We start from the raw sequence: 26894 nt of genomic DNA, 5'->3' as shown, positions 1-26894 counted from the left end.
CGCGTCCGCCGTCGTCGACGCCACGGGGGGAGCTCGTGAGTCCGAACGACTCGAGCGACGGCGGCGCCGTGACGCCCGCCAAAACCCGCGGTGCCGAGGGATCGAGACTACGTTCCGGGATTGAGTCGACCGAAACGGAACAGCGGTCGGACCGGCTTCGACGGGGGTACGAGTCCCGCCGTTCGACGGGCGACCGTCGGCTGACGGCCGGCCTGCTCGCGTTGGGTGTGCTCTCTTTGGGCGGGGCGATCGCGCTGCCGACCGCTCAACGCGTGCTGTTCCCCCTCGCCGGAGTCGGTCTGTTCGGTGGCGTCCTCGCGTACGGACTGTCGGCCGGCCGATTCATCGATGCCAGTGACGGCGAACGCGTCTACGGCGCGTTCGCCGACAACCTCGCTGCTGTCACGGACACACTGGGACTGACCGACGAACGGACGTACGTCCCGGTCCCGAACTCCACTGGCGTCGAGGTTCGACTTCTGCTCTCCGGACGCGTCGATCACCTCCTGTCCGGCGAAGGGGACGCCCCGATCGTCGATCCGGACGGACGCGGACTGTTGCTCGAGCCGAGCGGTGGCGACCTGTACGACGAGTTCCGCGAGGCGCTGACCGAGCCGGTCGCGACGTCGCCGGAACCGATCGCGGAGCAACTGATCGACGCGCTTTGCCACCGGTTCGAGTTCGTGACGGACGCCGACTGGGTCGTCTCCGGTGACGGACAGCGAGTCGAAATAACCGTCTCCGACAGCGCGTTCGGCCCGATCGATCGGTTCGATCACCCCGTTCCCTCGTTTCTCGGTGTCGGATTCGCGGCCGCCCTCGACAGCGAAGTCTCACTCGAGGTCTCCGTTGAGGCCGAGCGAAACGCGGGTGTCGTGGTCTGTCGATGGCACGTCGGGGAAGCATCACAATCCACCGGAGAGCGCGTTCCGTCCTGACATCGGTCGACGACCCTCGAGCGTTCTCCTCCCTCGATCAGGCGGTTACGGGAGCAGTTCGAGGCCGAACAGTTCGACGAGTCGAACGCAAGCCGCGATCACTGCACCGGCCAGCGCAATCGCCACGGCCCACCGTAGTCGATCGCGCCAGCGCGACCGGACGCGAGATATAGACGAGAGATCGGCAGCGACTACCACGCCCAACGCCGAGAGGAGAACGAACAGCCCGTAGGAGAACACGCCGAACAGCGAGAGCGCGAACAACGCCGCGAGTTGCCAGGCGACCTGGAAGGAGACGAACCGGAGCCTACGCGGAGTCGACATTTTCCAGACACAGTCCGAACGGCGGTATAATACCTCCGGACGGTGCGTGGTGCCGTCGTCGGGTAAACTGGTGTTATTACGTCGCTCGCACGGCCGAGTCGCCGGGCGGTGACACCGCTGCTCGAGACCTCGACAAGATCGACTTAACGACGGCGACGGTACGAAGCTATATTTCGCTGGAGATGGGCGTACGACCGATTCGAGCACGCATGTCTCTGCCCGTCCGGCGCCTCGACACCATCGAAACGGCGAACGAAAACCAGTGGGACGAGGCCGTCTCCCAGGCCGCCCTCGGCAGCGTCTTCCATCGATACGACCGGCTCCGGGTGGTCGAACGCGGCTACGACCGTGACGACAGTGTCTGATCGGGTCGTCAGTGCGGCTCCGACACGAACGGTCGCACCGATACCACGCGGTCGTCCGTTCCGAACGATCGATACCGACCGGTCGGTCCCCAGCGGGGCTTTCCGGTTAACTAGCGGCCAACGTGATCTATGGATATCGCTCGATCGTCGTTGAAAGTCTTCGTCTCGAACGTCGGCGGCGCTGTAGTGTTGTTTCTGGGTATCGCGTTTTTCGCCCGCGAACTCGGAGCGGCGCAACTGGGGGTGTTCTTTCTCTTCCAAGCGCTGCTCAGATTTCTCTCGCTGCCTGCGACTCTCGGATTGAACACCGCGATCATAAAACGGATCAGCGAGGGCCGTAGCCCCGAGCAAACGCTCTCGACAGGACTCGTTCTAAAGCTCGTGCTGTTGTCGGTGATCGTGCCGATTCTCGTGGCCGCGAGTCCGATTCTCAACGAGTATCTCGGTGCGGAGCTGGCTCTACTGTTGGCCGTTACGCTCGTCGTCCAGGAGGTCGCAGAGGTGATGATCGATGCGCTGGAAGGCGAACTGCGCGTCGGTGAAACGGCGATCATCACCTTCACTCACTCGGTCACCTGGATCGGGGTCGGTGCGATTCTCGTGACGCGTGGCTACGGGGCGACTGGATTGGCGTACGCCTTGCTGATCGGCTACGCGGCGGAACTCGCGTTGGCGGCGTACAAAGTCGAAACCGGTATCGGGTCTCCATCCCGGGATCTCGCACGGTCGCTGGTCAACTACTCGAAGTACGCCACCGTCTCCGACGCCAACGGATACATGCACAGTTGGATGGATATCCTCGTCATCAGTTTCTTCCTCGCCCCGGCGGCGGTCGGCGTGTACGAGGTCGCGTGGCAGGTCGCCGCGCCGGTGTTGCTGTTCACGAGCGCGATCAGCACGACGATCTTCCCGCAGATCAGCTCCTGGGAAGCCACCGGATCGATCGAAGCCGTCGAGCGGCTGTTTTCGAGGGTCGTCACGCCGGCGGTACTACTGACAATTCCGGCCTTTTTCGGCGTGTTGCTCCTTTCACGAGAGATTCTCGAGCTGGTCTACGGCCCGGAGTATACGGCGGCGTGGCTCGTCCTCATCATCCTCGTCGGTGGAAAGATTCCGCGAGCGATTCGGATACTCGCCGGAAACTCCCTGTTCGGTCTGAATCGGCCCGACTACGTCACGCGCGCCGCGCTCGTCGACATCATCGGGAATTTGGTGCTGAATTTCGTCCTCATATGGCAGTTCGGGATTGTTGGCGCTGCGGTCGCGACGGTCGTTTCGATGACGGCTGGGACTGTCGTACGAACGTACTATCTCTCACAACTGATGCGACTCCGCGTTCGGTACGACGAGATACTCTGGTGTGTCGGCTCGGCCACCGGGATGTACCTCGTTCTCTACGCGATGAAACAGCGATACCCGGTCGATTCCCTTCCCACGTTGCTCGCATTCGTCGTTGCCGGTGTCGCGATTTACGGTGCGCTCGTCTCGCTACACGGCTCGATGCGATCGCAGTTGTGGCGCCACGCGATAGAGCAGTTCTAGCGCCCTCGGATCGCGGAGTGACACTCGAGGAATCGCCCTTCGGTTCGTCGCCGAAGAACCGGCGACTGGATCGCTCGTCGGCGGTGGTCAGTTCGTAGGCGGCCGACGCGGAGGTCGTCCGCGATGCCGCAGTGTATTCGTAGACGGCGCGCGTGAGCTTCGCCGTCTCCGCCTCGCACGTTCGCCTGGTGACGAGCGATATGGCACCTCACTCGGTCGAGACGCGTGGAGCAGTTGTGGTGTGATCGTCCAGACCCGACACGTTCGATCGACCTGCGAGTCACACTGTTGCCGTCGTCACAGCCAGCGATTACCCGACGGATGGCACGTTCACGTCTGTTTCCGTTCGGCTGGAAAGAGGCCGATCGAAGCCACACTCCGTTCACAATCTGCGTTCGACTGCAGCCGCCCGGTCATCCCCCTCGGAGACCACTCCGTGTAACCCGTTGTTGACCTCGATTTCAACCGACAATCTCACCATTCGTTCGACCGCCGCAGGAAGCTATATTTCGCTGGAGATGGGCGTACGACCGACTCAACGTACGCATGTCTCTAACCGTCCGGCAGCTCGACACCATCGAAACGGCGAACGAAAACCAGTGGGACGAAGTCGTCTCTCAGGCCGAACTCGGCAGCGTCTTCCATCGATACGACTGGCTCCGGGCGGTCGAACGCGGCCGCTCGTTCGACCCCCGACACCTCGTCGTCGAAAAGAAGGGGAATCCGATCGCGGTGTGGCCGAACTTCGTCGCTTCCGTCGGCCCCACGCCGCTCCGGCGGTTGAACACCGTCAAACCAGGATCGGTCGGTCCGATCGCGATGACCGACGAGGAAGCGGCTATCGAACGCCTCCTCGAGGCGGTTCCCGTGCTCTGTGACGGCCGCGTTCTGTTCAATCAGATCAGTATCGTCGACCCCGATTACGTCCGCTACCACGACGTACTCAGCGAGCACGGCTACGAGCTGCGGATCGAGAACTGTCACCTCCGTCTCGACATCACCCACGACTGGGACGAGATCATCGCGGAGATGGACAGTTCGCGCCGACGAGCGATCCGACGCGGCCACGACCACGACGGAACGGTCGTCGACGAGGCGCTCACCCCAGAACTGCTCGCGGACGTGCACAGAAGCTACGAGTCCGTCATCGACCGGCTCGAGGGATGGCGATTGCCGGCGTCGTTCTTCCGCGAACTCGAACACGTACCGGAACTGGTGAAGGTGTTCTCGCTCTACGTCGACGGCAAGCGGCGCGGATCGATGGTGTTCGTCCTGGACGACGAGCGGTCGACGATCCAGTACCTCTGTTCGGCCGTGACGGAAGACGATTTCGAGTACAACGCCTCGGAGTTGATCCACGAACACGCGATCAAGTGGGGAATGGAGAACGGCTACGAGACCTACAATTTCCGTGGGACGGACCCGGACTTCAGAGACGGGCTGTTCCGATTCAAAGAACGGTTCGCGGCCGACCCCGTCCCGTGTCTGACTTGGGAACGCGGCTACCCGAAACCGGCCCTGACGGGCCTGAACGCCGGGCGAACGCTGTACCAGTGGTACACGTCCTGATCGACCGGCTCGAACTTGCCTCTCCTCGGCCACCGTACTCCGCTTGCCGTCGGACGCAGCGAGCGGTCTGTCCTTACCGACCGGGGGCGAGTTTCGTGACGAGTTCGCTCTGATCGCGGAGTCTGAGATAGAGCTGAACGGCCGCTTCGACGCCGGGTCCCGACCGCTTCATCGTGAAGTATGTCCGAACGTCGGGAGCGAACTTCGCTTTCCACTTGTTTATTCGTGGCTCGTTCGCGTCGACCATCTCGTACTCCCGGATGCCCCGTTCCATCGCATCGGTCAGCATGTGCCACTCGAGGAGTTCGTTCGCCGGGAGGTCGACGTCCGGTTTCGCACCCCCTTGCCACCGGTGAGCGATCCCGTCGTCCTCGAGAAGGATCGTCCCTGTGACCGGTTCGCCGTCGACCGAGAGGATGTAAGGACGGACGGTTCCTTCGGGGAGTCGGTCGTAGAGGTCGACGACGAACCCGGTCGAGATCGTCGCCGTCTTCTCCTGGTGGTGATACCGCTCTCGGACGCGCTCCATAATCCACTCGACTGCCTCTCGCCCACCGGTCGTCACCGCGTACTCCTCGTCGAGGTTGTTCCGGACGGTCTTCCGCGTCGTGCTACTGAAACGCTCTAAGAGCTCGTCTTCGTCCGTTTCGAGGTCGATCACGTAGGTGTAGCTCGGCTGTACGTCGAACTCGTTCCATGTGAACGGGCGCAAGTCGTCGTAGCGCCAGCCGGTTCTGATCGAGACGTAGCTGGTCTCCAGTTCGGTCGTGATCCACTCGAGACAGCCGTCGATGAACCGGCGGTGGCGTTTCTCTCGTTTCCGTTGTTTCAGTTTCTGCATGTTGAGCAGCGCCGGTCCGAGGTTCGGAACGTGCAGTTCGTACGGCGGCGAGAACGCGAACGTGAAAGGGCCTCGCTGTGCCGAGAAGACCGGAAAGACGCCGATTGGTTCTTCTCCCTTGTATCCGACCAGCGGGTGAAGCGATGTGTTCGAACAGTCTTCCTGTGCTTTCAGCGCAGCGTACCTGTGAAAGATCGTCCCATGCGGTGACCGTGATACGTATTTGTCCCACTGTTCCCGGACGGTTCCGTCTAGTGTCGTAATCTCGATACTCATGGAGATCGCGTTCGATGTCGCCACTGCAGCGTATTCATAGACGAATCTTTCGAACGTACGAACCGAGAATCCCGTTGTTAATGCGCTAATCGACCACGGCGTCCGGTGATTCGGACCGATCGTCTCTACTTGGCTCGCTGGATCTGTACTTTCGTGCCAGACAGTAGGCCGACCGCGCTGTTACGTGTAGAACACGACCGAACCAGAATCGTACACTCTGTCACGTTTCGTCAGTTGCCAGCGAGGGAGGTCGTCATCGTAGACGTACCGATCGAACTGTAACGGTCTCCGCTCGAGTTCACCTTCTCGAAGGAGGACGCTATCCGGTTCCGAGAGCATCGTACTCGTGTTCGTCGTGTTGACGACCGTACAGTCTCGTCCGATCATCTCCACCATGTACCGGCATGTTGATCGATCGGCTACCACCGGGCCGGCGTATTGCTCGTCGATGTGTTCGAACGACTGGCGCTCTTGCTCGGTCAGGTAGTACGTGTAGAACGGGCGTTCGACGACGGGGTTGTCCCTGGCCACGAAGTCGTTCGAGACGGCGGCAAACGAGAACACCGCCATCACGAGGACGATCACGACGAAGAGCTCACGGCCGCCTCGCGTGATCAGTTGGTGGACGCCCACCGCGGCCGTCAGCGAGAGGAACATGAACGTGTAGTGACCGAACCGTCCGATGTTGACGCCGACGAGCGAGTCGAGGAGCAAGACCGGACCCGGGACGGACAGGGGAAGCAGTATCAGTGTCGAAACACCGAACGCGGCGGCGGACCGAGTCGCCGACTCTTCGCGAAGCCACAGTAGCGCTCCGAGCAGAACGAAGAACACGAAAAACGAATAGGGGACGTAGTTTGCGACCTCGGCCCACGGACTCGTGACGACGCCCGCGGGCGACGGTTCTCCACCTGAACTGGAAAACGTCCCGATGAGCGTCCAAACGATGCGCTCGACGAGGAATTCGGCCGAGTATAGCCAATACGTGAGCGTTATCAATCCGGCCGTGATGAGCGTGGTGTCACTGACGATCGCGGGCCGGGATCGAAATAACCGTTCGACCGCGTAGATAACCGCCAGCGCGACGAAAACGAACGGGATGGAGACGGGATGGTAGATGACGATGGCAAAGACGAACGCGAGCGCAACGAGCCGGAGTTCACGCGTCGGCCGGCCGACGAGCGCGACCAAGAGTGTGAGAAAGAGAACGGAAGTAACGCTCCGTGGAATCGAATACATCCCGTAGAAGATGTACAGCGGATGTGAGATCGCAATCAGCGGTGCCAGCAGTGCGACTCGGCCACTCGGATAGAGGCGACGAGCCAGTCCGTACATCGCAAACACGCCGGCGCCGTACACGAGGCCACCGAGGAGGTAGACGGTCCGGTGAGTCGTCACTTCGCCGCCGAGGAGCTGGTGTGTCATCGCGGCATAGACGTGCCAGAACTGGAACGGTCCGTACGTCTCTATCGAGACCAACGTCCCGGTCTCGACGATCCTATTCACGATCGACACATGGACAGCCAGATCGGTAAATCCGAGGAAGAAGTCGTACTTGTGCGTGACGCTGAAGATCACCAGCGAAATCGCGACGAACGTGTGATACAGACAGACACCCGTGCGTCCCGCGTCGAGATCGGGGATCCAGATCAACAGCAGGATCACCGTGTACAGAAACGCGATACCGGCGTAGAATGTCAACGGACGGACATCGTAGACCGTAAGCGAAAGTATGAGTATGGTAACTGCAACGTGGAACGCGACTGAGGGGAGCCGCCAGTCGACGGCGAGTTCAGACACCGGATTTCGAAAGCGAGGGTCGTCGAGGCGCCACAGAACGATCGACGCCAGGACCATCGGAACGGCGAGATAGAGGCCGAGTATCGCGAAGTTCGTGATACCGAGAAGGTACGGAACGAGCACACCGGCGACCGCTAGCAGGGGGAGCACGATGATCGATGCGACGTAGGCTCGGTCGAACGCGGCGTCTCTGGACCAACTCATGTGTCCATCTCTGAGTCGACCTCGAGGAATCGCTCGCTCCACGCTCGAGTCACGCGACGGCGGTGTGATCGGACGAACGAGACCGACCTCGACTGTGATGGCAGCCCGAATCCGACCGTCATACTCTTGCCCCGTTCGACGTTCGGTTCGCTGTCGGCCCGGCGGCGTGGGACCGAAGTGAGCGGTGGAGGGGACATCAGTTCGGACACCCTACGACAACGTCCTGTATAAATCACCGTTCAACGAGCACAGCATTCTGACGATGTCAGTTCGGAACGAACGGTGGTCCGGTGAACCCGTCGATCCAGCCGGAGACGGCCACTCACGGCCATATATGTCGGTTTCCCATCTATCAGTCGGAAGAGGGTCGACCGAAATCAGCCGATCCGGGTTCGAGGTCGCTCGAACGTGGGCATGCGTCGGACGATGTCTACCGGCGGCGTCAGCCACGCACCGATGTCGTCTCGGTCAACGTTCCAGTCGACTCCGGGTCTGAGCGCCGTCTCGAGGCACTCACGAGCCAGTCGCCGTGTCGGGTTTCGAGCGCAGTGATACAGTTCTCTGAGCGGGAACACCATCTCGCCGACCGATTCGGCGGTGCCAAAGGGCACGTCTGCGTCGAGGTCGAGCGCGCTGGCGACCATCGTCGACGCGAATCGGTAGCCGTGCGCGCTGGCCAACGCATACGACGCCCAGAACTTCGGGTTGATCTCCATGAGGACGAACGAGCCGTCCGCTCGCTGCGTGAACTCGACGAGCGCGATCCCGTGCCAGCCGATCGATCGGAGCAACTCGGCCGCTCGCCGCTCGAGAGCGGTGTCGCGGCAGATTCGGAGGAGGGTACCGCTCCCGCCGCGGCGCGGAACGGATCTGAGTTCCTCGTGGCAAAACCGGAGGACGACCTCGTTGTCCAGACAGAGCACGCCGACGCCGTAGGTCATCCCCGGTCCGTCAACGAGTTCCTGGACCAGCACGTCGTCCGTCGGCGCGGCCGCCAGTATCTCGTCGTAGGCCTCCCAAAAGCGGGCTGGATCGTTGACCCGTGCCGTGGTCGCACCCCCACCGCCGGCTTCACGTCTGGCTTTGAGGAAGACCGGGAACTCTAGCCGAGCGAGCGCGTCGGCCGACCGACCGTTCGCATCGATCGATTCGACGAGGCTCGAGTAGTCCGTCGGAACGTCGATCCCGAGATCCGTCGCGTAGGAGGCGGTGGTCGCTTTGTCCGATCCAGCGCAGAACGACTCCGCGGACGGGAGACAGACCGTAACGGACGACGGGAGCTCCGGTCGAAGACACTGGAGTTGGGCCGCCGACTGGTAGCCGACAGGGAGGACGAACGCCGGTCGGTGGGTCCGGATCGCGGACAGGAGCGACTCGGCGTACCGATCGTCGTCGGTCGGCGCGACGGTGACCTCCACGTCGCAGTATCGCGAACGGAGCAGGCGGCTGTACGCCGTCGTTCCTGCACCGATGACGGTCGCACCGATGTCCTCGCTAAGTTCCTTCGCAATGGTGATCGAACTCGGATAGTCTCCGTCGAGGAGCAGAACCCGTGGCGAGGCGCTCATACCGTTCCAAGCCGCCGTCATCGGTGAAAAGCCAACCGGTGGTATTCGATTGTTCCCTCGAGCAATCCCGTATTTCCGCCTTTCAACGCCGATACGCGCCGATCAGGTTCTGACGATGCCTGTGAGATGGGGGCGATAGTAGCCACTGCAGTCACTGTACACCCGACCGCACGACCGCTGTGCGATCGGTGTGTTACTCGGTTCAGTTGGGACTACGGCGGAGGGACATTTATCACCGATCATAGAACACATACGTCGGCCCGGACGGGATCACTGCACTGTCGTCTCGAGTCGCCGGTAGTATTCTCCGCAGGGGCCTACCCAGGCGTCCATGGCCTTGGCTTCTCGAATCAGCCGTTCGTAGATCGTTCGGTAACCAGGGTATTCTTCCTCGTTTATGTATCTCGGGTGCCAGAGCACGGTCATAACTGCACCATGTTCCTGAGCTTCGACGAGCAGTCGCTTGCACTCCCGCCACGCGGCGTCGACCGACGGTGTCGATTCCATTAGCGGCGTTTCCATAATCGTAAGCGGAAACACGACGAACTCGTCGTCGAACGGCCGGCGGATGTCATACCGGCCGTTGAACCCGTACTCCGTGCTCGACCCCAGGCTGGCATCGTATCGCAATCCGATCCGTCGATGGTGGTCCCACGTTCGCGTTCCCTGCAAATTGAGATAGTGCTGCCGGCCGCCGATGACGTCCCCGTCCAGTAACTCCTCGAGTTGCTCTTTCTCGAATCGTAATCGACCACGGTCATCGAAGGACTCGTAAGACCCGTGCAAACCGACCTCCCACCCCCCTCGGTCGAGTGTCCGAATCACGTCCGTGATCTCATCTGACGTTATCTCGTATCGCCCACCGAAGAGTATCCAATTCCGTGGTTTGATCCACTCTTGGGGGCGTTTATCTCGGAGAAGCTTCTTCTCGTTTAGGAAATAAAACGATGACCGAACGTCGTATTTCTCTTCGAGAGACAGCAGTTCGTCGAACTGCCAGTACGGGCGGTCATCGCTGACCAGTGACGTCAGGTGTGCTAGATCTCGTTCCACAATCGCATCGTATGGGGCCTGAAACGTCTTGTACGGTCTATCGACGTCGTGTGTCAAACAGACCGCGAAGTCGTGTCCCTTCATCTTCGGGGACTCTCCACCTCGAGCATCAAAATACGCTCCCCTAGGGACGGTACTCAGCTGCGACACACACTGGTTCAGAAAAACACCTTGACTCCGAAGGACCCTATTTCGGGACTCCGGGGCCGTGTTGGGGCAGTGACGTATTCGAAGCCAAACGGCGGAGACGGGATGCTCGAGTCAAAGCGACACCCATCTCCTCGGTGGTACGTCAATGCACGTTCCAGAAAGTAGATCTTACCAAGGTCGAACAATACGACTGCTCTTCAAAATGGCCTCCGTACGGTGTATATAATGCTGAACCGTCGGTCGTATCTGAAGGCAGCGACAGTCGGAGCACTTTCGGTGGGTTCGATTTACGGGGTAGCTAGAATTGCCGACGATGCGAAACCCGCCCCGAAGAATGCCCCGGTGAACTCTGCGCTACCGTTTGATGATTTCAAGAGCGAGGAAATCGATAGCATTGCGATCGATTTCGATCAGTTCGACAATCTGGAGGAGATTTATCGAGTTTGGACGTGCGACCCAGAGCGAGCATCGCTAACAACGGAGCGAACTCGTACTGGTGACCAGGCACTTGAAATCAGCCTCGTTGAGGATGACAGTTGCGGGACGAACTGTCATTACTGGTTTCCACATCAAGGAGACGGGCAACCGACCGAGATGTATCAGTCGTGTTATATTCGGCTATCGGAGGGGTGGAAGATGGCCGACGGAGACAAATGTAAGATATTCCGGGTTGGTCTGAACACGGAGGCCGGCTCGTGTGGAACCGGTGTCGATTGCAAACCCTCCGGTGATGACGGATGGTCGGCGTCGCTCATCCTCGAAAATCCAGCCGGGCTGTCGGACGGCACCTACGAGTTGGCCACGTACGAGTATCACTTGGGTGAATGGAGTGACAATAATCCTCCCGACAGTGAGGCCCACGTGACCTCGGGCGAGTGGTTTAAAATCGGCGCTTACGTACGCATGAATTCGATAACCGACGGGGAGGCAAACCCTGACGGTGACTTACGCATCTGGTTAGACGACGAACTGATCTACGAGCGTGAGGAGCGTCGGTGGACGACGACGAACGACCAGGCGATCGAGTACGCCGGTCCGTTTCTGTACTACGGTGGGGGAGAGACTGCACCAACAGACATGGCGGCGACCTATGACGACCATACGCTATTCTTCAATACCGGTTCCGAATAGTCAGATGAATGAGGGTTAGAGAGTAACGGAACCGAACGCGTTAACGAGTACGCAATCCGAATCGACTGGGAACTGTTAGTCGAGAGAGAACGCGAACGATCGATAGACGCACCGCTTTGGTTTCCGGGATCGGTGCCGTATACCCACGATGATGAGTGCCGAGTAAATAGCTCGAGTAAGCAATGACGGCCAGTCAGAGGTGTGCCCGTCTGCGAAGTCGGCAAGCGGCGGGTGGATACCGCCATCGACAACGGCTTGGATAGACGTTCGATAGAACTTGTGGGGAGAGTGCACATCCGGTTAGGCGTTGGACGGGGTTTGGAGTCATCCGTTCTCTCCATGGCGAGGCACTATTGTTATTCCCTAGTCCAAGATCCAACATCGGGAGAATAATAGGCATCAAACGAAGGAGTAGTTAACTTACTTTCTAGATTCAACCACATCAACGTAAATTTCTCCACAATCTATCCTAAAAGCTTATGATGGTAAGGGGGACTTACTGAGACTGCAATGGCACGCGACCGACCGGTACGAGATGGCAAAGAACGGAACGAATCGGACACGCCCCCGAAACACGTTATTAACCGCAGATCGATGCTAAAAGCTGCGGGTGGAACCGCAATCGCATTTACAGGTTCGACGGGAGCCTCGATTGCTGCCGCGGAGTCCGGTGGAGACGTAATAGAGATAGATTATGATTCGCATACGAACCCGTCAGACGTGTATCGCGTATGGACGTGCAGTCCGGACCAGGCCTCTTTCGTCGACGGACAGGCGTACACCGGTACTAACGCATTGGAAATCGCGCTTCGTTCCGGCGGAAGTTGTGGGACGAACACTCATTTCAATGTCGAAAACGCGCTCGGCTATCAGCCGGTCGAGATACGGGACAGTTTCATGTTCCGGTTGTCAGATAACTGGACGATGAACGACGACGATCAGTGTAAGATTCTCCGGACAGCGATGTCCTATTCGGCGGGAAGCGGTCACTCCGGTGGCGAACCGGGTGCCGATGGCACTAACGGCTGGTCTGCAGGCGTCGTCCTCGCAAACCGTGGCTCCGGAGCACAAAACAACGGCCCATACAATCTCTCGGCGTATCTGTACCACATGGATACGGACGCACAGGAGAACGATGGCTACTACGGGAACGGGTTGATCGAACCCGGTAACTGGTATCGATTCGAGACGTACTGTAAAGTCAACAGCGTCGAAAACGGGCAGGCCCAGAACGACGGGATCTATCGCATCCGGGTCGACGGAGAACTCATTTACGAGCGAACTGATCTTCGATGGACCGAAGACCGTACTTCCAATGCGATCGAGTACTCCGGTCCGTACACTCGCTACGGTGGTGGCGAGACATCCCCGAGAGACATGGCGACGTACTACGATGATCACGTGCTAAATATCGAGCAGGGAACTTCAGATTCGGGGACTTCCGACTCAGACTCCTCCGATCCGGAACTGCCGACGGGTGATTTCACGCTCCAAATATCGGGCCAAGACGACCTGAACGAATACATCCTGGAATTCGACGCCGATTCCGTCGATCCGGGTTCGAACGCGAACACGAACGACCACGAGTACCAAGACCGTGCGGTCGAACGAGAGGGGCTCTGGTATGCCCACGGGTACACTTCGTCCGGCGGCACTGACGATTTCGACGTTACGAACGGCGAAATCCTCCGAGTCGGCGTACCCAAGGGTAGCATCACCCTCTCCGAAAGTGGGAATCAGGTCGCCATCGACGGATTCGAAACGATCGAATCGATCCCCGAAGACACAGACGAAGCGGACCTCGCGGCAAACGGGACCGATATCCTCGTCGACGGTGTCGGGACTTCGGGCACAAGCCAGTACGAGTTCCAGGTCAGCGGAGACATCGAGAAGACGAACTACAGGGGCGCGTATATCAACGAGGATGACGTTATCGACGGCGGCCGCGTTACCGGCACCGTCTCCGGATGGCGCGACGCGTACCGATTCAGCGGCGACCTCGAGTCGATCACCGTCGACGGTCCGGCGCGGGTCTATGTCGACGGCGAGCAACTGGACCCATCGGAGTATAGCACCGAACCGTCTCACGTCCTGACAATCGTCGGTAACGGAAACGAATCGACCTACGAGGTGACGGTCAGCGGTGTGATCGACACGCTCGCCGGCAGGGATGTCGAACTACTGTCAGAGACCTCCGCTACCGGGACAATCGAGCGTGGCGTCCACCGCCTCGGATATTCGGGCGAACTAGTCGACTTCACGTTCCTGTCGGGTGGCACGCAGGTCTACACCGACGATCAGCGTATCGATCCCGCGGACTACAACGCAGATCAGTAGCCGTCGCCCACGGCATTTTTCAGTCCGGTGTCGTTCTGGGTTTGGTCGCTTCCCCCTGGCTGAAATTCCGTTGTGTCCGTTTCGGATCGCTGTCGTTCGTGACGGAACGTATTCGATCCAGGAGAAAGGCGGTGACATCTATCTTATCGTCGAGCAGTCTCTTCACGCCCTCACGATGCTTTTCTGCTGTCCGCGGATCGGAGACTTGCGCTCTCAGTTCGCGGACTGCCTCACGTTCATGCGGTGTCGAACGGAGGAGGCCGTACCGCTCCTCTAGTTCGACGAAATTCCCGCCGGTGTGGCGTCCCGCGAGCGGATCGATCCGGATCGCCGGCGTTCCAAGGATCGCCGCTTCAGTCGCCATCGTTCCCGAATCTCCGATATATCCATTGGCAAAAGCTAGTAGATCGTGGATTCGGCATGGCGGGATCTCGAGTCCGTAGTCCGCCAGCGCCGACGGCACAGATCCTTCGCTCGTTATGTATACGCTTCCGCGATCGCTCAGTAGCGAAACGATCTCGGATAGGGTCTGCTGTGACACGCCGGAGGCGCCGTAGTCGTGGAACGCGTCCCAGGCGGTCAATCGGATAACGTAGTACTCTCCGTCGGGATCGATATCGTGGTCCCGCAACGCCGCTTCGTCGGGTGTAAACCGGTCGGGATGCAGATACGCCAGTTCGTGGTATCCGTCGTATCTGATCTGATTGTCGCCCAGCTCGAGTTCGAAACACGACGGCGTGAAGACGGCGTCCGCGAGCGGATAGGTGAGATTTTTGATGAGCGACGATTCGTTCTCCGTATCGTCTAGCATCAGGAACGGACACCCGACGACCTTCGACGCGTGTGCGCCAGCAGGGTTGAACCGACTGACGATAACGTCGGGGTCGAACTCGGTCGCGATTCGTGCCAGTCGGACCTCTCGGAGCAGCCATTCACTGACCGTCCCGACGATCCCGCTCGATTTAGACGAGAGGACGACGTGTGGGATCCCGTAGGACTCGAGCAGCGGTACCGTGATGTCCTTTCCCCTCGCCGTGACGAGGACGTGGTGGCCGGAGTCCCAGAGTTCCCGAATCGCGTTCTTGAACAGGTGCACGTGTGCCGGATGAGTGATGTCGAAGAGGACCCGCATGATCACTCGAGGTATCCCAGGTCGGCCAACCGTTGTTCGACCGATTCACTCTCGGTTCTGGCAGCGCTGTTGGGGGTGGAAAGCGGCGTCCGATATGTGACAGCGTTGTCGGCATCGTCTTCGAAGACGTCCAGAACGGTCCCATCCATATCATCAGGCACGGGAACGTTCATCGAGTGGAGAATCGTCGGTGCGATATCGACGATCTCGGCATCGGCGTCGGTCGCCCCTTGGCGGAAGCTCGGACCGTGAAACAGGAACAAGCCGTTTCGCGTGTTGCCTCCCTGCCAGACACCAGTGTTCGCCCACCACGAATTCGGACCGATCGCATCGCTCGTGTGTACGTTGTCGCCCTGTTCGATGACGAGATCCGGGGAGGCCCCGGCGTACGGTCCCGAGTATAATTCCTCCCCTCGATGGACGGCATCGACGATGTGCGCCCCGGTTTCGGGATGCGAGAGGGCTTGCAACCGTTCGATCAGTTCGGTTCGAAGGGGCTCGTACTCGGCATCGTCACGATCGAGAGTCAGGTAGACCGGACCCTGATTGCTGGCGAGGACCGACGTTTCGTCCCAGTCGACCGCCGAGAGCACTCTGTCACGTTTGAGCCCCTCCTCCCAGGGGAGGACCTTCTGGATTCGTTCGGGCACCGTCTTGCTGAGAACGTCGACCATTCCTAGACGTTTGGCGATCCGAAGCGCCCGTTCGCGGGTAAATCCGAGAGACCGTAACCGCCGATCGACGGTCTGCTCGGTCGTCAGATAGCCGTTCTCCTCGAGCCAGACGTTGATGTAGAACGTAACGTCGACACGACACGTTCCGTGGTCGGAGAAGATGACGAGGTCGTGACCGTCGTCGATAAACCCGGCGAGGTTCTCGTCGATAACCTTCCAGGCACGAAGAACCGGTTCCTCTCGCCAGAAGTAATGCTGGAGGGCCATATTATAGAAGATAGTTAGGTGAAGAAAGTCGGGAGCTTCGCGATCGAGCAGGTACCTCGCAACTTGGAACCGCGTCTCAATCAGATCCAGTATCGCCTCCACCTCTCGGTCGCCGGTCTCAGACGGGGATATCATCGGTGTCGGATGAACATCGTAGTCGAATGCCGCTTGCAACTCGTCGCCCAGTGCGGATGGATACGTGAATCCGGACTCGAGCGACCGATACTCCGAATCGGACGCGTCCGGGCCGCCGGACACCATGAACCCGTCGACAGCCTTCGGGGGATAAGTCGACGGCTTGTTGATGATCCCGGTCGTCAACCCGTCGGCGTTGAGGTAGTCCCACAGTTCTGGACTGTCGAAGTCGGAATAGTCGTGGAACGTGTGCGAACGCGACTCCGTGTCAATCCTGTCGAATCGGAAGACGCCGAAGTTTCCTGGATTCTTTCCGGTCGAATAACACTTCCAGTTGGGCACCGTCAACGGGGGCAAGCAACTCTTCGACGTTCCGCCGATACCGTTCTCTTTTAACCGCCTGAGGTTCGGTAGCTTTCCGTCGGCGATCCATTTATCAACGAGATTCCAGTTCGCACCGTCCAGTCCGATTGCTAGCATTGTCATGTTATCGTACCATATTGAGTCCGAGTTTTCCGAGGTTGACTACCGAATCCTTCGCCGTTTCGACGACGTGTTCCGTCGTGGTCCGCGCCCAGCGATTGGGATGGGTGAGGACACAGCAGGCAGGAAGCGAGCACGCTTCCAGACGGCGTATCAAATCGGGGGTTGTCTCGATCTGGATCGATTTCGAATCCGGGCCGATCGTATGATCCTTTATCTTCATCGCACCATCCCGCCACGTCCGACCGGTATCGGAAAAATAGACCACCGTCTCGAAGTCCAGAGAGAGGTATGCTTCCCCGAGGAGGTCGTACATCTCGAGCGTCGGGGTTTCGTCCCCGTCGCGCCACATCTCCCGATTGTCGTACGTCGTGAGTGGATTTCCGTGCATACAGACCGTGTCGACCGTCGCGTACTGTCGAACTCTCTCGAGGTTCGTTGCGAACGACTCGTGGGCGCGATCGAGATCGCCTGCGCTTCTGTCCATGTCCTCGTAGTGGTAGCCGATCTCGTGACCGAGAGCCTCGATTTCGCGGATCAGGTCGGGATCGAAGGTCTTCTCAATGGTCCTGACGTAATACGTACTCGAGACCCCGTACTCCGCCTCGAGTCGTGCCATTGCGAGTGCATTTTCCGGTTTTCGATCCACGTCGTGTCTGTGAATGATGAACCGTTCTGGCACCCTGCTTCGAGAGAGAAACTCTCGAACAGTGAGATGGTCGTAGCCGGATTCGAGACCGCTCTGGAGCAGGTTCTCGTACATCTCGAACGTGAAATCCCTAGTCATAGATCCGCACCCCGGTGTCCCACTCTCCGTCCGCCTTGAGAAGGTCCCCTATCGACGGAACGAGAACGCCGACGAACAGAATACAACTCGAGACGGCCAGTAGAACGCGCTTCTTCTGGGGTCGATGCTCCGAAAGTAGCGTTCGCAATCCGCCGAGGGTTCCGATTGCCGCGGCGATGAACGCGGCGGTATAGAGCGGTTCTTTTGGGTTGAAGTCGCGTTCGACGTATCGTACCGATACGCGCCAGAGGAAGTTCCGAGCCAGGAGCACCGAGACCTTTCGAACGTACGATGGATAGCGGATGGTAGACTCCTCGTCGCCGTAGACGGCGGGCATTGGGACGTCAGCAACGCGCATTTCGTCGGCGTTTAACTTTACCAGCAGATCGTTCGGATAGCCGTAATATTCGTACAGATCCTCGATCGGGAGACGCTCGAGAGCCCCGAGTGAGATCGCGGTGTACCCGTTTTGTGGGTCCATCACCTTCCAGTACCCAGAGGAAATCCGCGTCAGGTGCGTCAGAATCGCGTTCCCGTACAGTCGGAAGCGGGGCATGTCTGTGCGGTATTCCTTGGCGATCAGCCGGTTCCCTTTCGTGTAGTCGGCAGCGCCATCGACGATCGGATCGAGCAATCGTGGGAGGTGCCGGGGATCCATCTGCCCATCTCCGGCCAGAACGGCTGTGATGTCGAGTTCGTCCTCGCGGGCGCGCAGATACCCGGTCTTTATGACGCCGCCGACGCCGCGGTTCTCCTCGTGGCGTATCGGGACGACGCGGCGATCGAATCCCGCGTCAGTTTCGGCCTTTGACACCGGCGCATGTCCGTCTGCGCTGGCAACAGACGCACACCCGTTCATCTTTGCGGCGTGCCGTCGGATCTCCGTCCACGTGTCGTCGTTTGAGCAGTCGTCGATGGCGTATATCCGATCGACGTACGAGGGGACCGTGTCGATCACGTTCCCAACGAATTCTTCCTCGTTGTACGACGGCACGACGACGCCGACCGTTCGGTCCCTATACACTTCCATCACCCCCGGTTCCGAGGGTGTAGACGCGGTGGTCCTCGGGTAGCCGCTCGCGATCCAACGCGTCCCTGGCATCAAGAACGATCAGATCGCCGTCAGCCGGTTCCACGTCCTGCCAGCGAACCGACTCGAACTCTTCGTGGGGCGTCACGAGGACGATTCCGTCAAACGCTCCGTCGTACAGTGCTTCGAGTTCGATCGGCGTCAGGCCTCGGTCCTCGAACGCGGCATACGACTCGAGCACCGGGTCGACGCCGTAGACATCTGCACCGGCCGCGGTGAGCTCCTCGGCGATCGACAGCGACGGCGAGGCCCGAATCTCCTCGACGCCGGGCCGATACGTAAGTCCGAGTAACAAGACCGTACTGTGGGCCAGTTCAGTTCGCTCCGCAGCGAACTCTTCGCGGAGTTTATCCACCGCGTACGACGGCATCGCGTCGTTGACCGCTCGAGCGGTCCGCAACAGCGGCGCGTCCGTTTCAAACGGGTCGATCACGAAGTACGGGTAGAAGGGGATGCAGTGTCCGCCGACGCCGGGTCCCGGGTCGTGGATGTCGCAGTAGGGCTGCGTGTTGGCGACGCCGATCGCTTCCCGGACGTCGATCCCGAACTCGTCCGTGAACGTCGCGAGTTCGTTGGCGAGCGCGATGTTGACGTCGCGGTACAGCCCCTCGAAGACCTTGACGGCTTCCGCCGTCGTCGCGTCCGAGACGGCGATGACGCCCTCGTCGTTGATCGCCTCGTACACCAGCGTGGCCGCGCGGGTGCTCTCCGCGTCGACGCCGCCGACCACTTTGGGATACGCGCCGCGAATGTCTTCGAGCGCCCGGCCGCTCGAGGTCCGCTCGGGACAGAACGCGACGCCGAATTCGCCGCGCGAGAGCCCCGACGCGGCCTCGAGGGCGGGCAACACTCGGTCGGTCGTCGTCCGCGGCGGGACGGTACACTCGACGAGGACGAGATCGCCCCGCTCGAGGCCGGAACCGATCGACTCGACGACCGCGTCAAGGATCGAGAGGTCGGGTTCGTTCGCGTCGGTGATCGGCGTCGGGACGATGACGACGTGAACCGACGCTCGCCCGGCGGCTTCTCGGGGGTTCGTCGTCGCGGCCAGCGCACCGTCGGCGACGGTTTCGGCGACGAGCGACGGGAGTCCCGGTTCTCGCTTGACGTGGCAGTCGCCGCCGTTTATCGCCTCGACGACATCAGGGTCGATATCGGCACCGAGGACGTTACCCGTCGTCTCCGCGAACACCGCCGCCAGGGGCAGCCCCATCTTGCCGAGGCCGTAGACGGCGACCGGGACCGAGCCGGCCACGAACGCCTCTCGCTGTCGACGACTGGATTCCCCAGCGCCGTACAGGTCCGCCGCGTCGCGTTCGGAGCGGTGGCGTTGCTCAGTCATTTGCCGCCTCCGCATCCGCCGCGACTCGATCCCTCGAGCCCTGGCGCTCGATCCGTCGTGCGATGTCGAGGGCTGCGAGGCCGTCCTCGAGCGTCACTCGCGGCGTTCCGTTCGAGGCGGCCGCGTCGAGAAACGCCGCCAGTTCGTTGCGAAGCGGCTCCCCGGTCGGAACGCGGGGCCGTTCGACGAGGCTCTCGTGTCTGAAGCGGATGTCGCCGTTGGTTTCGACGTATTGGGGGACCGATTGGCGGTGGATCTCGATCGATTGATCGATGTAGTCGAGCTCGACGAGACACTCCTCGGCCGTCACTTCGAGCCGCCGGACTTTCCGCTGGGTGAGGCGACTCGCCGTCAGCGACGCCATCGTCCCGGTACCGAACTCGAGGAGGGTCGTCGCGTGGCGGTTGTCGGCAACGCCGCTGCTCTGTATCGCGGTCGGCTCCTCCCCGAGGAGCGAGCGCACGACATCGATGTCGTGAATCATCAGATCCAACACCGCGCTGTCCTCGATCTCCCGTCCCGGCGGCGGGCCGAGCCGTTCGGCCGAGAGGCTGACGATCGAGAGGTCGGAGATCAGCTCGCTGAGTGTCTCGACGGCGGGGTTGAACCGCTCGATGTGGCCGACCTGTACCGGCACGTCTGCGTCGTGCGCCTTCGCCCGCAGCTTCCGCCCCGTCTCGAGGTCCTCGACGACGGGCTTCTCGATGAGCGTCGCCACTCCCGCGTCGAGGCACTTCGTCGCGACGTCGTAGTGGTGTGCGGTCGGGACGACGACCGAAACGGCGTCGACGGACGCGAGGAGGTCGTCGAGTGCCATCGGTGACGCGCCGTACTCGTCCGCGACGGCTGTCGCCCGGTCCTCGTCGACGTCGAAGACGCCGATCAGGTCCGCACCGGGGAGTCCCTCGTAGACGCGCGCGTGGTTTTCCCCCATCGATCCGACGCCGACGACCCCGACCTCGAGCGGCCGTTCAGGCTGCATAGTCGGCGATCACCTCCGTGATGCGGTCGATCTCGTCTGGAGAGACGTTCGGATGGACCGGGAGGGACAGTACCTCCGCCGCGGCCCGTTCCGCCGCGGGCGCGTCGTGGCTCACGTCGCCGTACGCCGGTTCCTCGTGAATGGGCGTCGAGTAGTAGACGCCCGCCCCGATGTCGTGGGCCGCAAGGTGGTCGCGGAGGGCCCGGCGGTCGGGGGATCGAACCGTGTACTGGTGGTAGACGTGCCGGGCGTGACTCGGCTCCGTCGGCGGCGACAGGTCCGTTCCGGCGAGACCGTCGCTCAGGCGAGTGGCGTTCTCCCGTCGCCGCTCGACGAACCGCGGGAGACGCTCGAGCTGGGCGCGGCCGATGGCGGCCGCAAGGTTGGTCAGCCGGAAGTTGTGACCAAGGGTCGCGTGCGTGCCGTCGTCCGTGCGGCCGTGGTCGACGTACTGCCCGGCGCGGTCTGCGACCTCGCGGCGGTCGGTCAGGACGATACCGCCTTCCCCGGTCGTCATGTTCTTCGTCGGATAAAACGAGAAGCAGGCGGCGTCCCCGAACGACCCGACCCGGTCGCCTCGATAGGTCGCGCCGTGGGCCTGCGCACAGTCTTCGATCAGCGGCACCTCGAGATCGTCTGCGAGGTCCACGAACGCGTCCATCTCGGCCGGAAGGCCGTAGAGGTGGACGACGAGTATCGCATCGATAGCCTTCGACTCAGCAATCTCGCGGGCGGCGCCCGGATCTAAGTTGTACGTGATCGGGTCGATGTCAGCAAAGAGTGGTTCTGCTCCGGCGTGTCTAATCGCGTTCGCCGTCGCGACGAACGAGAACGGCGTCGTGAGGACGCGGTCACCGGCTCCGATACCGACGGCCTCGAGCGCGGCGTGGAGCGCCGCCGTGCCGTTCGCCGTCGCGACGCCGCGTTCGACGCCGCAGTAGTCGGCGAACTCCCGTTCGAACGCTCGGACCTCGTCGCCGTCGGCGAGCATACCGCTCTCGATGACGGACGAAACGCGGTCGACCTCCCGCTTGCCGAGTTCGGGACTCGCGATCGGGATCATCCGTCGTTCCCTCCGCGGAGCGGTTCCGGAAGCGCCTCGTAGGTCGCCGGTGCGCCGACCGCCAGCGTCTCCTCGGGAACGTCCCTCGTTACGACGGCCCCAGCGGCGACGAACGATCCCCGGCCGACGGTCACGCCCGGAAGGACCGTCGCGTTCGCGCCGACCGAGGCGTGATCCTCGAGCGTCGGTCCCTCGAGTTCGGTCTTCTGGCGCAGGGGATATGGGTCGTTGGTCAGCGTCGCGTGCGGTCCGAGAAAGACGTGGTCGCCGATTGCGGTCTTCGCAGGTACGTACGCACCCGTTTGAAAACTCGCGTTCGAGCCGATCGTCGTTTCGCCGTCGATGGTCACGTTCGTTCCGACCAGCGCGTCGTCGCCGATCTCGGTTCGCTCGCGAACCAGCGCGAAGTGGCCAGTGCTGAAGCGGTCGCCGATGACGACGTCGTCGTAGATGATCGTTCCCGATCTGATAGTCGGGTCCGATCCGATCACGGGCTTCCGACTCTCGTCGTCGTATGCGTATCCGACTGTCCCCGCCCCCGGTTTCTGGTAGTTCCCATCGCTCATTGTGTCTGCGCCGTCATGGACCGTTGTGTTTCTAAAACCGGAGAGATCGTTACAGGTGGTAAATCGACGTAGGGACAAACGGTGAAATCGCTGTTCTTAGGGAGCGTGCGTTAGAAATTTGAATGACCTTCGAGAATTTCCAATGGTGAAACACGTGGACCGTAGGGTGGCAAGATTGTGTTTCGTCCCCGAAACAAGGCGGGTGAGTCCGTCACTCGTATCTGCAGAACATGGCGTTGGCCGTGTCTTCGCTGGAACGCTCGGTCGGCGGCAAAACCGTCTCTTGATTTACTATTGGATGGCATTCTGTCGTCCCACGGGGGAGTAAACAGAAACTGCACCGCGTTTCGGAATCGGTCCTTCTACGCGAGACACAGATCGGTCGAACGAGACCGAACCCGACCGACGGAACGTCGCCGGTATGTCGCACTGACGAAGCGATTCGGAGCCGAAATCGAAAGAAACGGAATTGGCCGTCACACCGATCGAAAGCCGATCGTGTGACCGAATCGATTACGCGCCGACCCAGGCGCTCGTCGCAGCGACCGACGTGAACTGGACGTTCTCGTTCTCCTGCAGACTCACCTGTGCCGCGTTCGCGTTACCGTTACCTTCGGCGACTGCCACGGCTGAGTGCTGGTTGAGGTTCTGTTGGGTGACGAACTGCTGTTGCTCGATCGCAACGGTCGCCCCTTGACTGATGTCGTTCTTGTGGTGAGCGCTAGTGTCGTAGTCGTACGAGATTCCTGGATCACTCTGCACGTCGTTTCCGCCGACAGTCACTGTCGTACTCTTCGTCTGCGTGGTGCTGTCGGTGACGTAGCCCGGACTGGCGTAGACGTTGAGCGCTTCGGCGTACCCGACCTGAGCGTTGTAATTCTTCTGGTCAGCGATCTGGAAGGCGGTCGATTCGCTGCCGTTGATCGCGATGGCCATCGCAGTGTTGTTCAGATTGACGTTCAACTGTTCGACGGCCTGTCCCTGTGCGACGACGGCGGTCGCGGTTTGCTCACCGTCTCCTTCTTCGCCTTTCTTCGGGGTCTCGTCGGTGCTTGTCTTCGGCTTGTCAGTGCCGACGATATCACTTTCGCCGATGTTGGCGACGTTCATGCCTGCCATCGACGAGATGACGTTCGTCGCTTTCGCACTCCCGAGTTGCTGGTTCAGGTTACTCTGATCCGTGAGCTGGACTGCCGTCGCGGTGCTGTTCTCGCCGATGGCGATCGCGACGGCGGCGACTCCCTCGTTGACGTTGTTCTGACTGACGTTCTGGCCTTGGGCAACGAAGGCGGACGCGTCCTGCGTGTCGCCCTTTTTGCCCTTCTTGTGGTCGTCGTATTCGCCGAATTTCCCGTCTCCGAGATAGACGTTTGACGCGTTGGCGGTGCCTTGCTGTAGGTTCTGGTTGGCCTGTGTTGTCTGCTGGAAGGCGGTCGCTCGACTGTCGTTCACCGCGAGTGCAAAGGCGGTGCTCTCCTTGTTATAATTGAGTTGGGCGACGTTCTGAGCCTGAGCTACCGCTGCAGTCGCCGTCTGGGTAGCTCTAGGCTCGTCCTCTTCGTCGGCGATTCCCCAGCCGCTGAACTGCTGACCACCGCCGCTGCTGTTCGCCATGACGAGATGGACGTCACCGACGTTTTCGAAATCCGTCGTTCTGGAGTCGGACATCCGATTCTCGGCGGAGGCCTCACCCTGCTGGATGTTCATGTTCTGTTGATCGACGTCCTGAACGGCCGTCGCCGTTCCGTTATCCATCGCGATGGAGACAGCGGCACCCTGTTCGTGGATGTTTACCTGGTTAACATTCTGGTACGTGATGACATCGGCGATCGCCTCCTGCTCTTCGGCATTCGTCGAACCGGTCGCCGCGTGCGAATCGATGAAGTCCTCCAGACTCTGTGTGCTGAGGTCGGCGCCGAACACCAAGTAGAGGTCCTCGCCGTTCTGAAGCGTGTATACTGGTCTATCCTGTACGTCTCGGTCGCCGCCGGCGGCCACTGGGCCGACCATCCCCACCATGGAGACGGTGAGCATAACGGCGACGAAAATCGTCGTAATCTGTGATCGTTCGAGCATTTTGTAGGTCGTGGTCCGTGTCGAATGACTTGTGACGGTCTTTCTTGCTGATTCTCTGCGACGCGAACCATCCTATCTCGGATACAGTCTTTGTTATCAACGCTTTGTACAGAAGAAGGGGTCTGCTACCGTCGCGGAAGGGAGGGAATTAACAGTGGTGAGCGGACCGACGAGTGAAGCGGACGGTTTACGGATAGTTTCAGCCGTATTTCGTCGATTGACCCGCACCTAGTAGGGAAGAATGTATTTCCCACTCGCTTTAATGACCGTCTGTGAGATGCAATCTGTGGAGAAATAGACTGTATAATGACAACTGTGAGTGAACGGAGGTCGTAGGGGAGCTATTTCGCAGACAGCGTAGAGGTAGTAGGACGATCAATCTGCGTCTTATGTCCGTTTCATGTATCATGCATAACCAATTCTTGTGAGAAATATGAACAATATCGCTCAAAGAGCAGCCCTAAACGCTTTTGAGGCGCTCTATTCCGATTCAAACCGAGAATAGCTCTCGAAACCGTGGTTCGGTTTAATACAACAGATTACCGACAGGGCCATCTGGGCAACGCGCCGTGGCATCCGCTCGGATCGGTCGGACGAGTCGCGAAGGATCGTGCGATCGGCCGATGCGACGAAGCGGTTCCGGTGGTCCGCGCGTGTATGCCCAACCGCGAGATCAACTATGAAGCGAACAATCCGATCCACGATTACGGTCGCACTGGCTCTCGGCCTGATGCTCACAATGGGTGCGGGAGCCGCGGCAGCAACGAGCAGTAGCAGCGTCACTCAGACTAATTCCGCTCAGACCATCACTATAGCTGATGCATCCGGCGGCGATGCTGACGCCAGCGGCGGTGACGGTGTCGGCATCGGCGTCGGCGGCGACGGCGGCGACGGCGGCGACGGTGGTGACACTCTCTTGAGCCTATTCTCGGACAATAGCGGCGGTGACGGCGGCAACGGTGGCGACGGAATCGGGGTCGGCGTCGGTGGAGATGGCGGTGTCGCTGTCGGCGGTGACGGCGGATACGCGTTCGCCACTACCAACACTGACCAGCAGAACATCGCCGTCTAACACGTCATACGGACACCGCTCACCGACTACTAGCGGAATATTTTTGACCGTATTCACGGGAGCTTACTTCGGCGAGAATTAGCAAAACAATCCATATTCAGCTACTTGTTCCTGCTGGCTTCGATGATGGACGAACGTAGCGATTCGTTCCTTCTCGTTCCGGGATTTCGATGAAACCGTAAAGGACGTGAACAGACACGAGAAGTAAGACGGTAATCACCGCAACTCACGCTATCGTTTCATCTCTCCCGTGGTATTGAAGACGCACGGTCCGCGACAGCGATCGTGAAATCGCAACTACGCGATCAGCAAACCCGGTCATGAGTGCGAGAGGGAACGCGCTACGGCTATCTCTCGAGTCGACGCTTCGATCACTGGCCATCCGATAATGAATGCGCGGTAAGACCTTTTCAATCGCACGTCGGACCACTGTTTCACGGGTTCTGTGAGGGTGACGGCGGACAATTCGAGATACCGTCAGTGGAACAATATTTCGCTTATATGCAAGCCCCTCTCATTGGAGACGACTGGGTAACACGCATGCCGGGATCGGGCGTGTACACCGCGGAAAGGGGTGTACTCGAAGGGGAGGTTCCCGACCGGCTACGCGTGTGCCCGTGACAATAACCCATGAAACGAACGATCACGGTCATGCTCACACTCGCGATGGCTGTGGGTATGCTGACCATGGCGGCAGGCGCAGTAGCGGCACAACAGGACGCTTCGGGAGGAGACGCTGATGCCAGCGGCGGTGACGGTATCGGCGTCGGCGTCGGCGGAGACGGCGGAGACGGCGGAGACGGTGGCGACTCACTGATCCCGATCATTAACGACCAGAGCGGCGGAGACGGCGGTGACGGCGGCGCCGGCGTCGGCGTCGGTGTCGGCGGCGATGGCGGTGATGCCGACGGCGGTGATGGCGGTGTCGCCTTCGAGGACCTCCTTGACCTCTTCTAGACCCGACGGATAGGCACACGATCATTCGACCATCCGATTTTTCGTCCCTCGGTTCGACCACTACCGTTGCCGCGACCGGTCGGACCGGCGGCGACATCCTCGCGCGGAAACCGATAGTCCAGTTGACCGTCGATCCGGAATTGCTCCAGCGTTCTCACAATAACTCGTCC

Annotated in this window: 22 protein-coding genes; 8 read left to right on the top strand and 14 right to left on the bottom strand. The window is 60.4% G+C overall.

From position 1 onward, the window contains the following. Nucleotides 1-35: 35 nt before the first annotated feature. A complete protein-coding gene (locus NKH51_RS08855) occupies nucleotides 36-938 on the top strand; it encodes a DUF7982 domain-containing protein (RefSeq protein WP_254765012.1) in 903 nt (300 codons plus the stop codon). Nucleotides 939-983: 45 nt separating this feature from the next. Here NKH51_RS08855 and NKH51_RS08850 read toward each other — a convergent pair whose 3' ends face one another. After that, complete coding sequence (locus NKH51_RS08850) at nucleotides 984-1262, bottom strand: DUF8044 family membrane protein (protein ID WP_254765010.1); 279 nt, start codon at nucleotides 1260-1262, stop codon at nucleotides 984-986. 209 nt (nucleotides 1263-1471) lie between these two features. Here NKH51_RS08850 and NKH51_RS08845 point away from each other — a divergent pair, with 209 nt between their 5' ends. From NKH51_RS08845 to NKH51_RS08835, 3 genes are all read left to right on the top strand, one after another. After that, a complete protein-coding gene (locus NKH51_RS08845; RefSeq protein WP_254765008.1) occupies nucleotides 1472-1627 on the top strand; it encodes a hypothetical protein in 156 nt (51 codons plus the stop codon). A 129-nt stretch (nucleotides 1628-1756) separates the two neighbouring features. Beyond that, nucleotides 1757-3169, top strand: coding sequence for a flippase (locus NKH51_RS08840; protein WP_254765006.1), 1413 nt, complete (start codon nucleotides 1757-1759; stop codon nucleotides 3167-3169). Nucleotides 3170-3715: 546 nt separating this feature from the next. Then, complete coding sequence (locus NKH51_RS08835; protein ID WP_254765004.1) at nucleotides 3716-4738, top strand: peptidoglycan bridge formation glycyltransferase FemA/FemB family protein; 1023 nt, start codon at nucleotides 3716-3718, stop codon at nucleotides 4736-4738. Between the two features lie 73 nt (nucleotides 4739-4811). Here the strand turns inward: NKH51_RS08835 and NKH51_RS08830 are convergent, their stop codons facing one another. The 4 genes from NKH51_RS08830 to NKH51_RS08815 form a co-directional block, all read right to left on the bottom strand. Then, nucleotides 4812-5855: a lipid II:glycine glycyltransferase FemX gene (locus NKH51_RS08830; protein WP_254765002.1), complete on the bottom strand. Its 1044-nt coding sequence runs from the start codon at nucleotides 5853-5855 to the stop codon at nucleotides 4812-4814. A 180-nt stretch (nucleotides 5856-6035) separates the two neighbouring features. Then, nucleotides 6036-7859: a hypothetical protein gene (locus tag NKH51_RS08825; protein ID WP_254765000.1), complete on the bottom strand. Its 1824-nt coding sequence runs from the start codon at nucleotides 7857-7859 to the stop codon at nucleotides 6036-6038. A gap of 377 nt (nucleotides 7860-8236) precedes the next feature. Next, nucleotides 8237-9427 (bottom strand): carboxylate--amine ligase, encoded by a 1191-nt coding sequence (locus NKH51_RS08820; protein WP_254764998.1) that lies wholly within the window; start codon nucleotides 9425-9427, stop codon nucleotides 8237-8239. Between the two features lie 270 nt (nucleotides 9428-9697). Further along, the gene (locus NKH51_RS08815) at nucleotides 9698-10564 is read right to left on the bottom strand and encodes a polysaccharide deacetylase family protein (protein ID WP_254764996.1); all 867 of its coding nucleotides are present in this window, start codon (nucleotides 10562-10564) and stop codon (nucleotides 9698-9700) included. Nucleotides 10565-11266: 702 nt separating this feature from the next. Between NKH51_RS08815 and NKH51_RS08810 the strand changes: the two genes are divergently transcribed. Further along, a complete protein-coding gene (locus NKH51_RS08810) occupies nucleotides 11267-11761 on the top strand; it encodes a hypothetical protein (RefSeq protein ID WP_254764994.1) in 495 nt (164 codons plus the stop codon). A 510-nt stretch (nucleotides 11762-12271) separates the two neighbouring features. Continuing rightward, complete coding sequence (locus tag NKH51_RS08805; protein ID WP_254764992.1) at nucleotides 12272-14098, top strand: hypothetical protein; 1827 nt, start codon at nucleotides 12272-12274, stop codon at nucleotides 14096-14098. Between the two features lie 19 nt (nucleotides 14099-14117). Here the strand turns inward: NKH51_RS08805 and NKH51_RS08800 are convergent, their stop codons facing one another. The 9 genes from NKH51_RS08800 to NKH51_RS08760 form a co-directional block, all read right to left on the bottom strand. Continuing rightward, on the bottom strand, nucleotides 14118-15230 hold the full coding sequence (locus NKH51_RS08800; protein WP_254764990.1) for a DUF354 domain-containing protein: 1113 nt from the start codon (nucleotides 15228-15230) through the stop codon (nucleotides 14118-14120). Between the two features lie 2 nt (nucleotides 15231-15232). Further along, nucleotides 15233-16792: an alkaline phosphatase family protein gene (locus NKH51_RS08795; RefSeq protein ID WP_254764988.1), complete on the bottom strand. Its 1560-nt coding sequence runs from the start codon at nucleotides 16790-16792 to the stop codon at nucleotides 15233-15235. Between the two features lies 1 nt (nucleotide 16793). Beyond that, nucleotides 16794-17576 (bottom strand): hypothetical protein, encoded by a 783-nt coding sequence (locus NKH51_RS08790; protein ID WP_254764986.1) that lies wholly within the window; start codon nucleotides 17574-17576, stop codon nucleotides 16794-16796. Continuing rightward, nucleotides 17569-18600 carry a glycosyltransferase family 2 protein gene (locus NKH51_RS08785; RefSeq protein WP_254765131.1) on the bottom strand — a complete coding sequence of 344 codons (1032 nt, stop codon included), beginning with the start codon at nucleotides 18598-18600 and terminating at the stop codon, nucleotides 17569-17571. Before NKH51_RS08785 ends, NKH51_RS08790 begins: the two co-directional genes overlap by 8 nt. Beyond that, nucleotides 18593-20008: a nucleotide sugar dehydrogenase gene (locus tag NKH51_RS08780; protein WP_254764984.1), complete on the bottom strand. Its 1416-nt coding sequence runs from the start codon at nucleotides 20006-20008 to the stop codon at nucleotides 18593-18595. Before NKH51_RS08780 ends, NKH51_RS08785 begins: the two co-directional genes overlap by 8 nt. Beyond that, on the bottom strand, nucleotides 20001-20990 hold the full coding sequence (locus tag NKH51_RS08775) for a Gfo/Idh/MocA family protein (RefSeq protein ID WP_254764982.1): 990 nt from the start codon (nucleotides 20988-20990) through the stop codon (nucleotides 20001-20003). The genes NKH51_RS08780 and NKH51_RS08775 overlap by 8 nt, the downstream gene beginning before the upstream one ends. Next, nucleotides 20980-22053, bottom strand: coding sequence for a DegT/DnrJ/EryC1/StrS family aminotransferase (locus NKH51_RS08770; protein WP_254764980.1), 1074 nt, complete (start codon nucleotides 22051-22053; stop codon nucleotides 20980-20982). Before NKH51_RS08770 ends, NKH51_RS08775 begins: the two co-directional genes overlap by 11 nt. Further along, complete coding sequence (locus tag NKH51_RS08765; RefSeq protein ID WP_254764978.1) at nucleotides 22050-22619, bottom strand: acyltransferase; 570 nt, start codon at nucleotides 22617-22619, stop codon at nucleotides 22050-22052. Before NKH51_RS08765 ends, NKH51_RS08770 begins: the two co-directional genes overlap by 4 nt. Before the next feature lie 513 nt (nucleotides 22620-23132). Then, the gene (locus NKH51_RS08760; RefSeq protein ID WP_254764976.1) at nucleotides 23133-24653 is read right to left on the bottom strand and encodes a hypothetical protein; all 1521 of its coding nucleotides are present in this window, start codon (nucleotides 24651-24653) and stop codon (nucleotides 23133-23135) included. 721 nt (nucleotides 24654-25374) lie between these two features. On the opposite strand from NKH51_RS08760, the gene NKH51_RS08755 reads away from it, so the two are divergent. Both NKH51_RS08755 and NKH51_RS08750 read left to right on the top strand, forming a co-directional pair. Next, nucleotides 25375-25767 (top strand): hypothetical protein, encoded by a 393-nt coding sequence (locus NKH51_RS08755; RefSeq protein WP_254764974.1) that lies wholly within the window; start codon nucleotides 25375-25377, stop codon nucleotides 25765-25767. A gap of 630 nt (nucleotides 25768-26397) precedes the next feature. Continuing rightward, nucleotides 26398-26724, top strand: a complete 327-nt coding sequence (locus NKH51_RS08750) for a hypothetical protein (protein ID WP_254764972.1) — start codon at nucleotides 26398-26400, stop codon at nucleotides 26722-26724. Nucleotides 26725-26894: the final 170 nt, after the last annotated feature.

The organism is Natrinema marinum (assembly GCF_024296685.1).
Taxonomy (GTDB): domain Archaea; phylum Halobacteriota; class Halobacteria; order Halobacteriales; family Natrialbaceae; genus Natrinema; species Natrinema marinum.
This window is presented reverse-complemented; position numbering and strand designations above follow the sequence as displayed.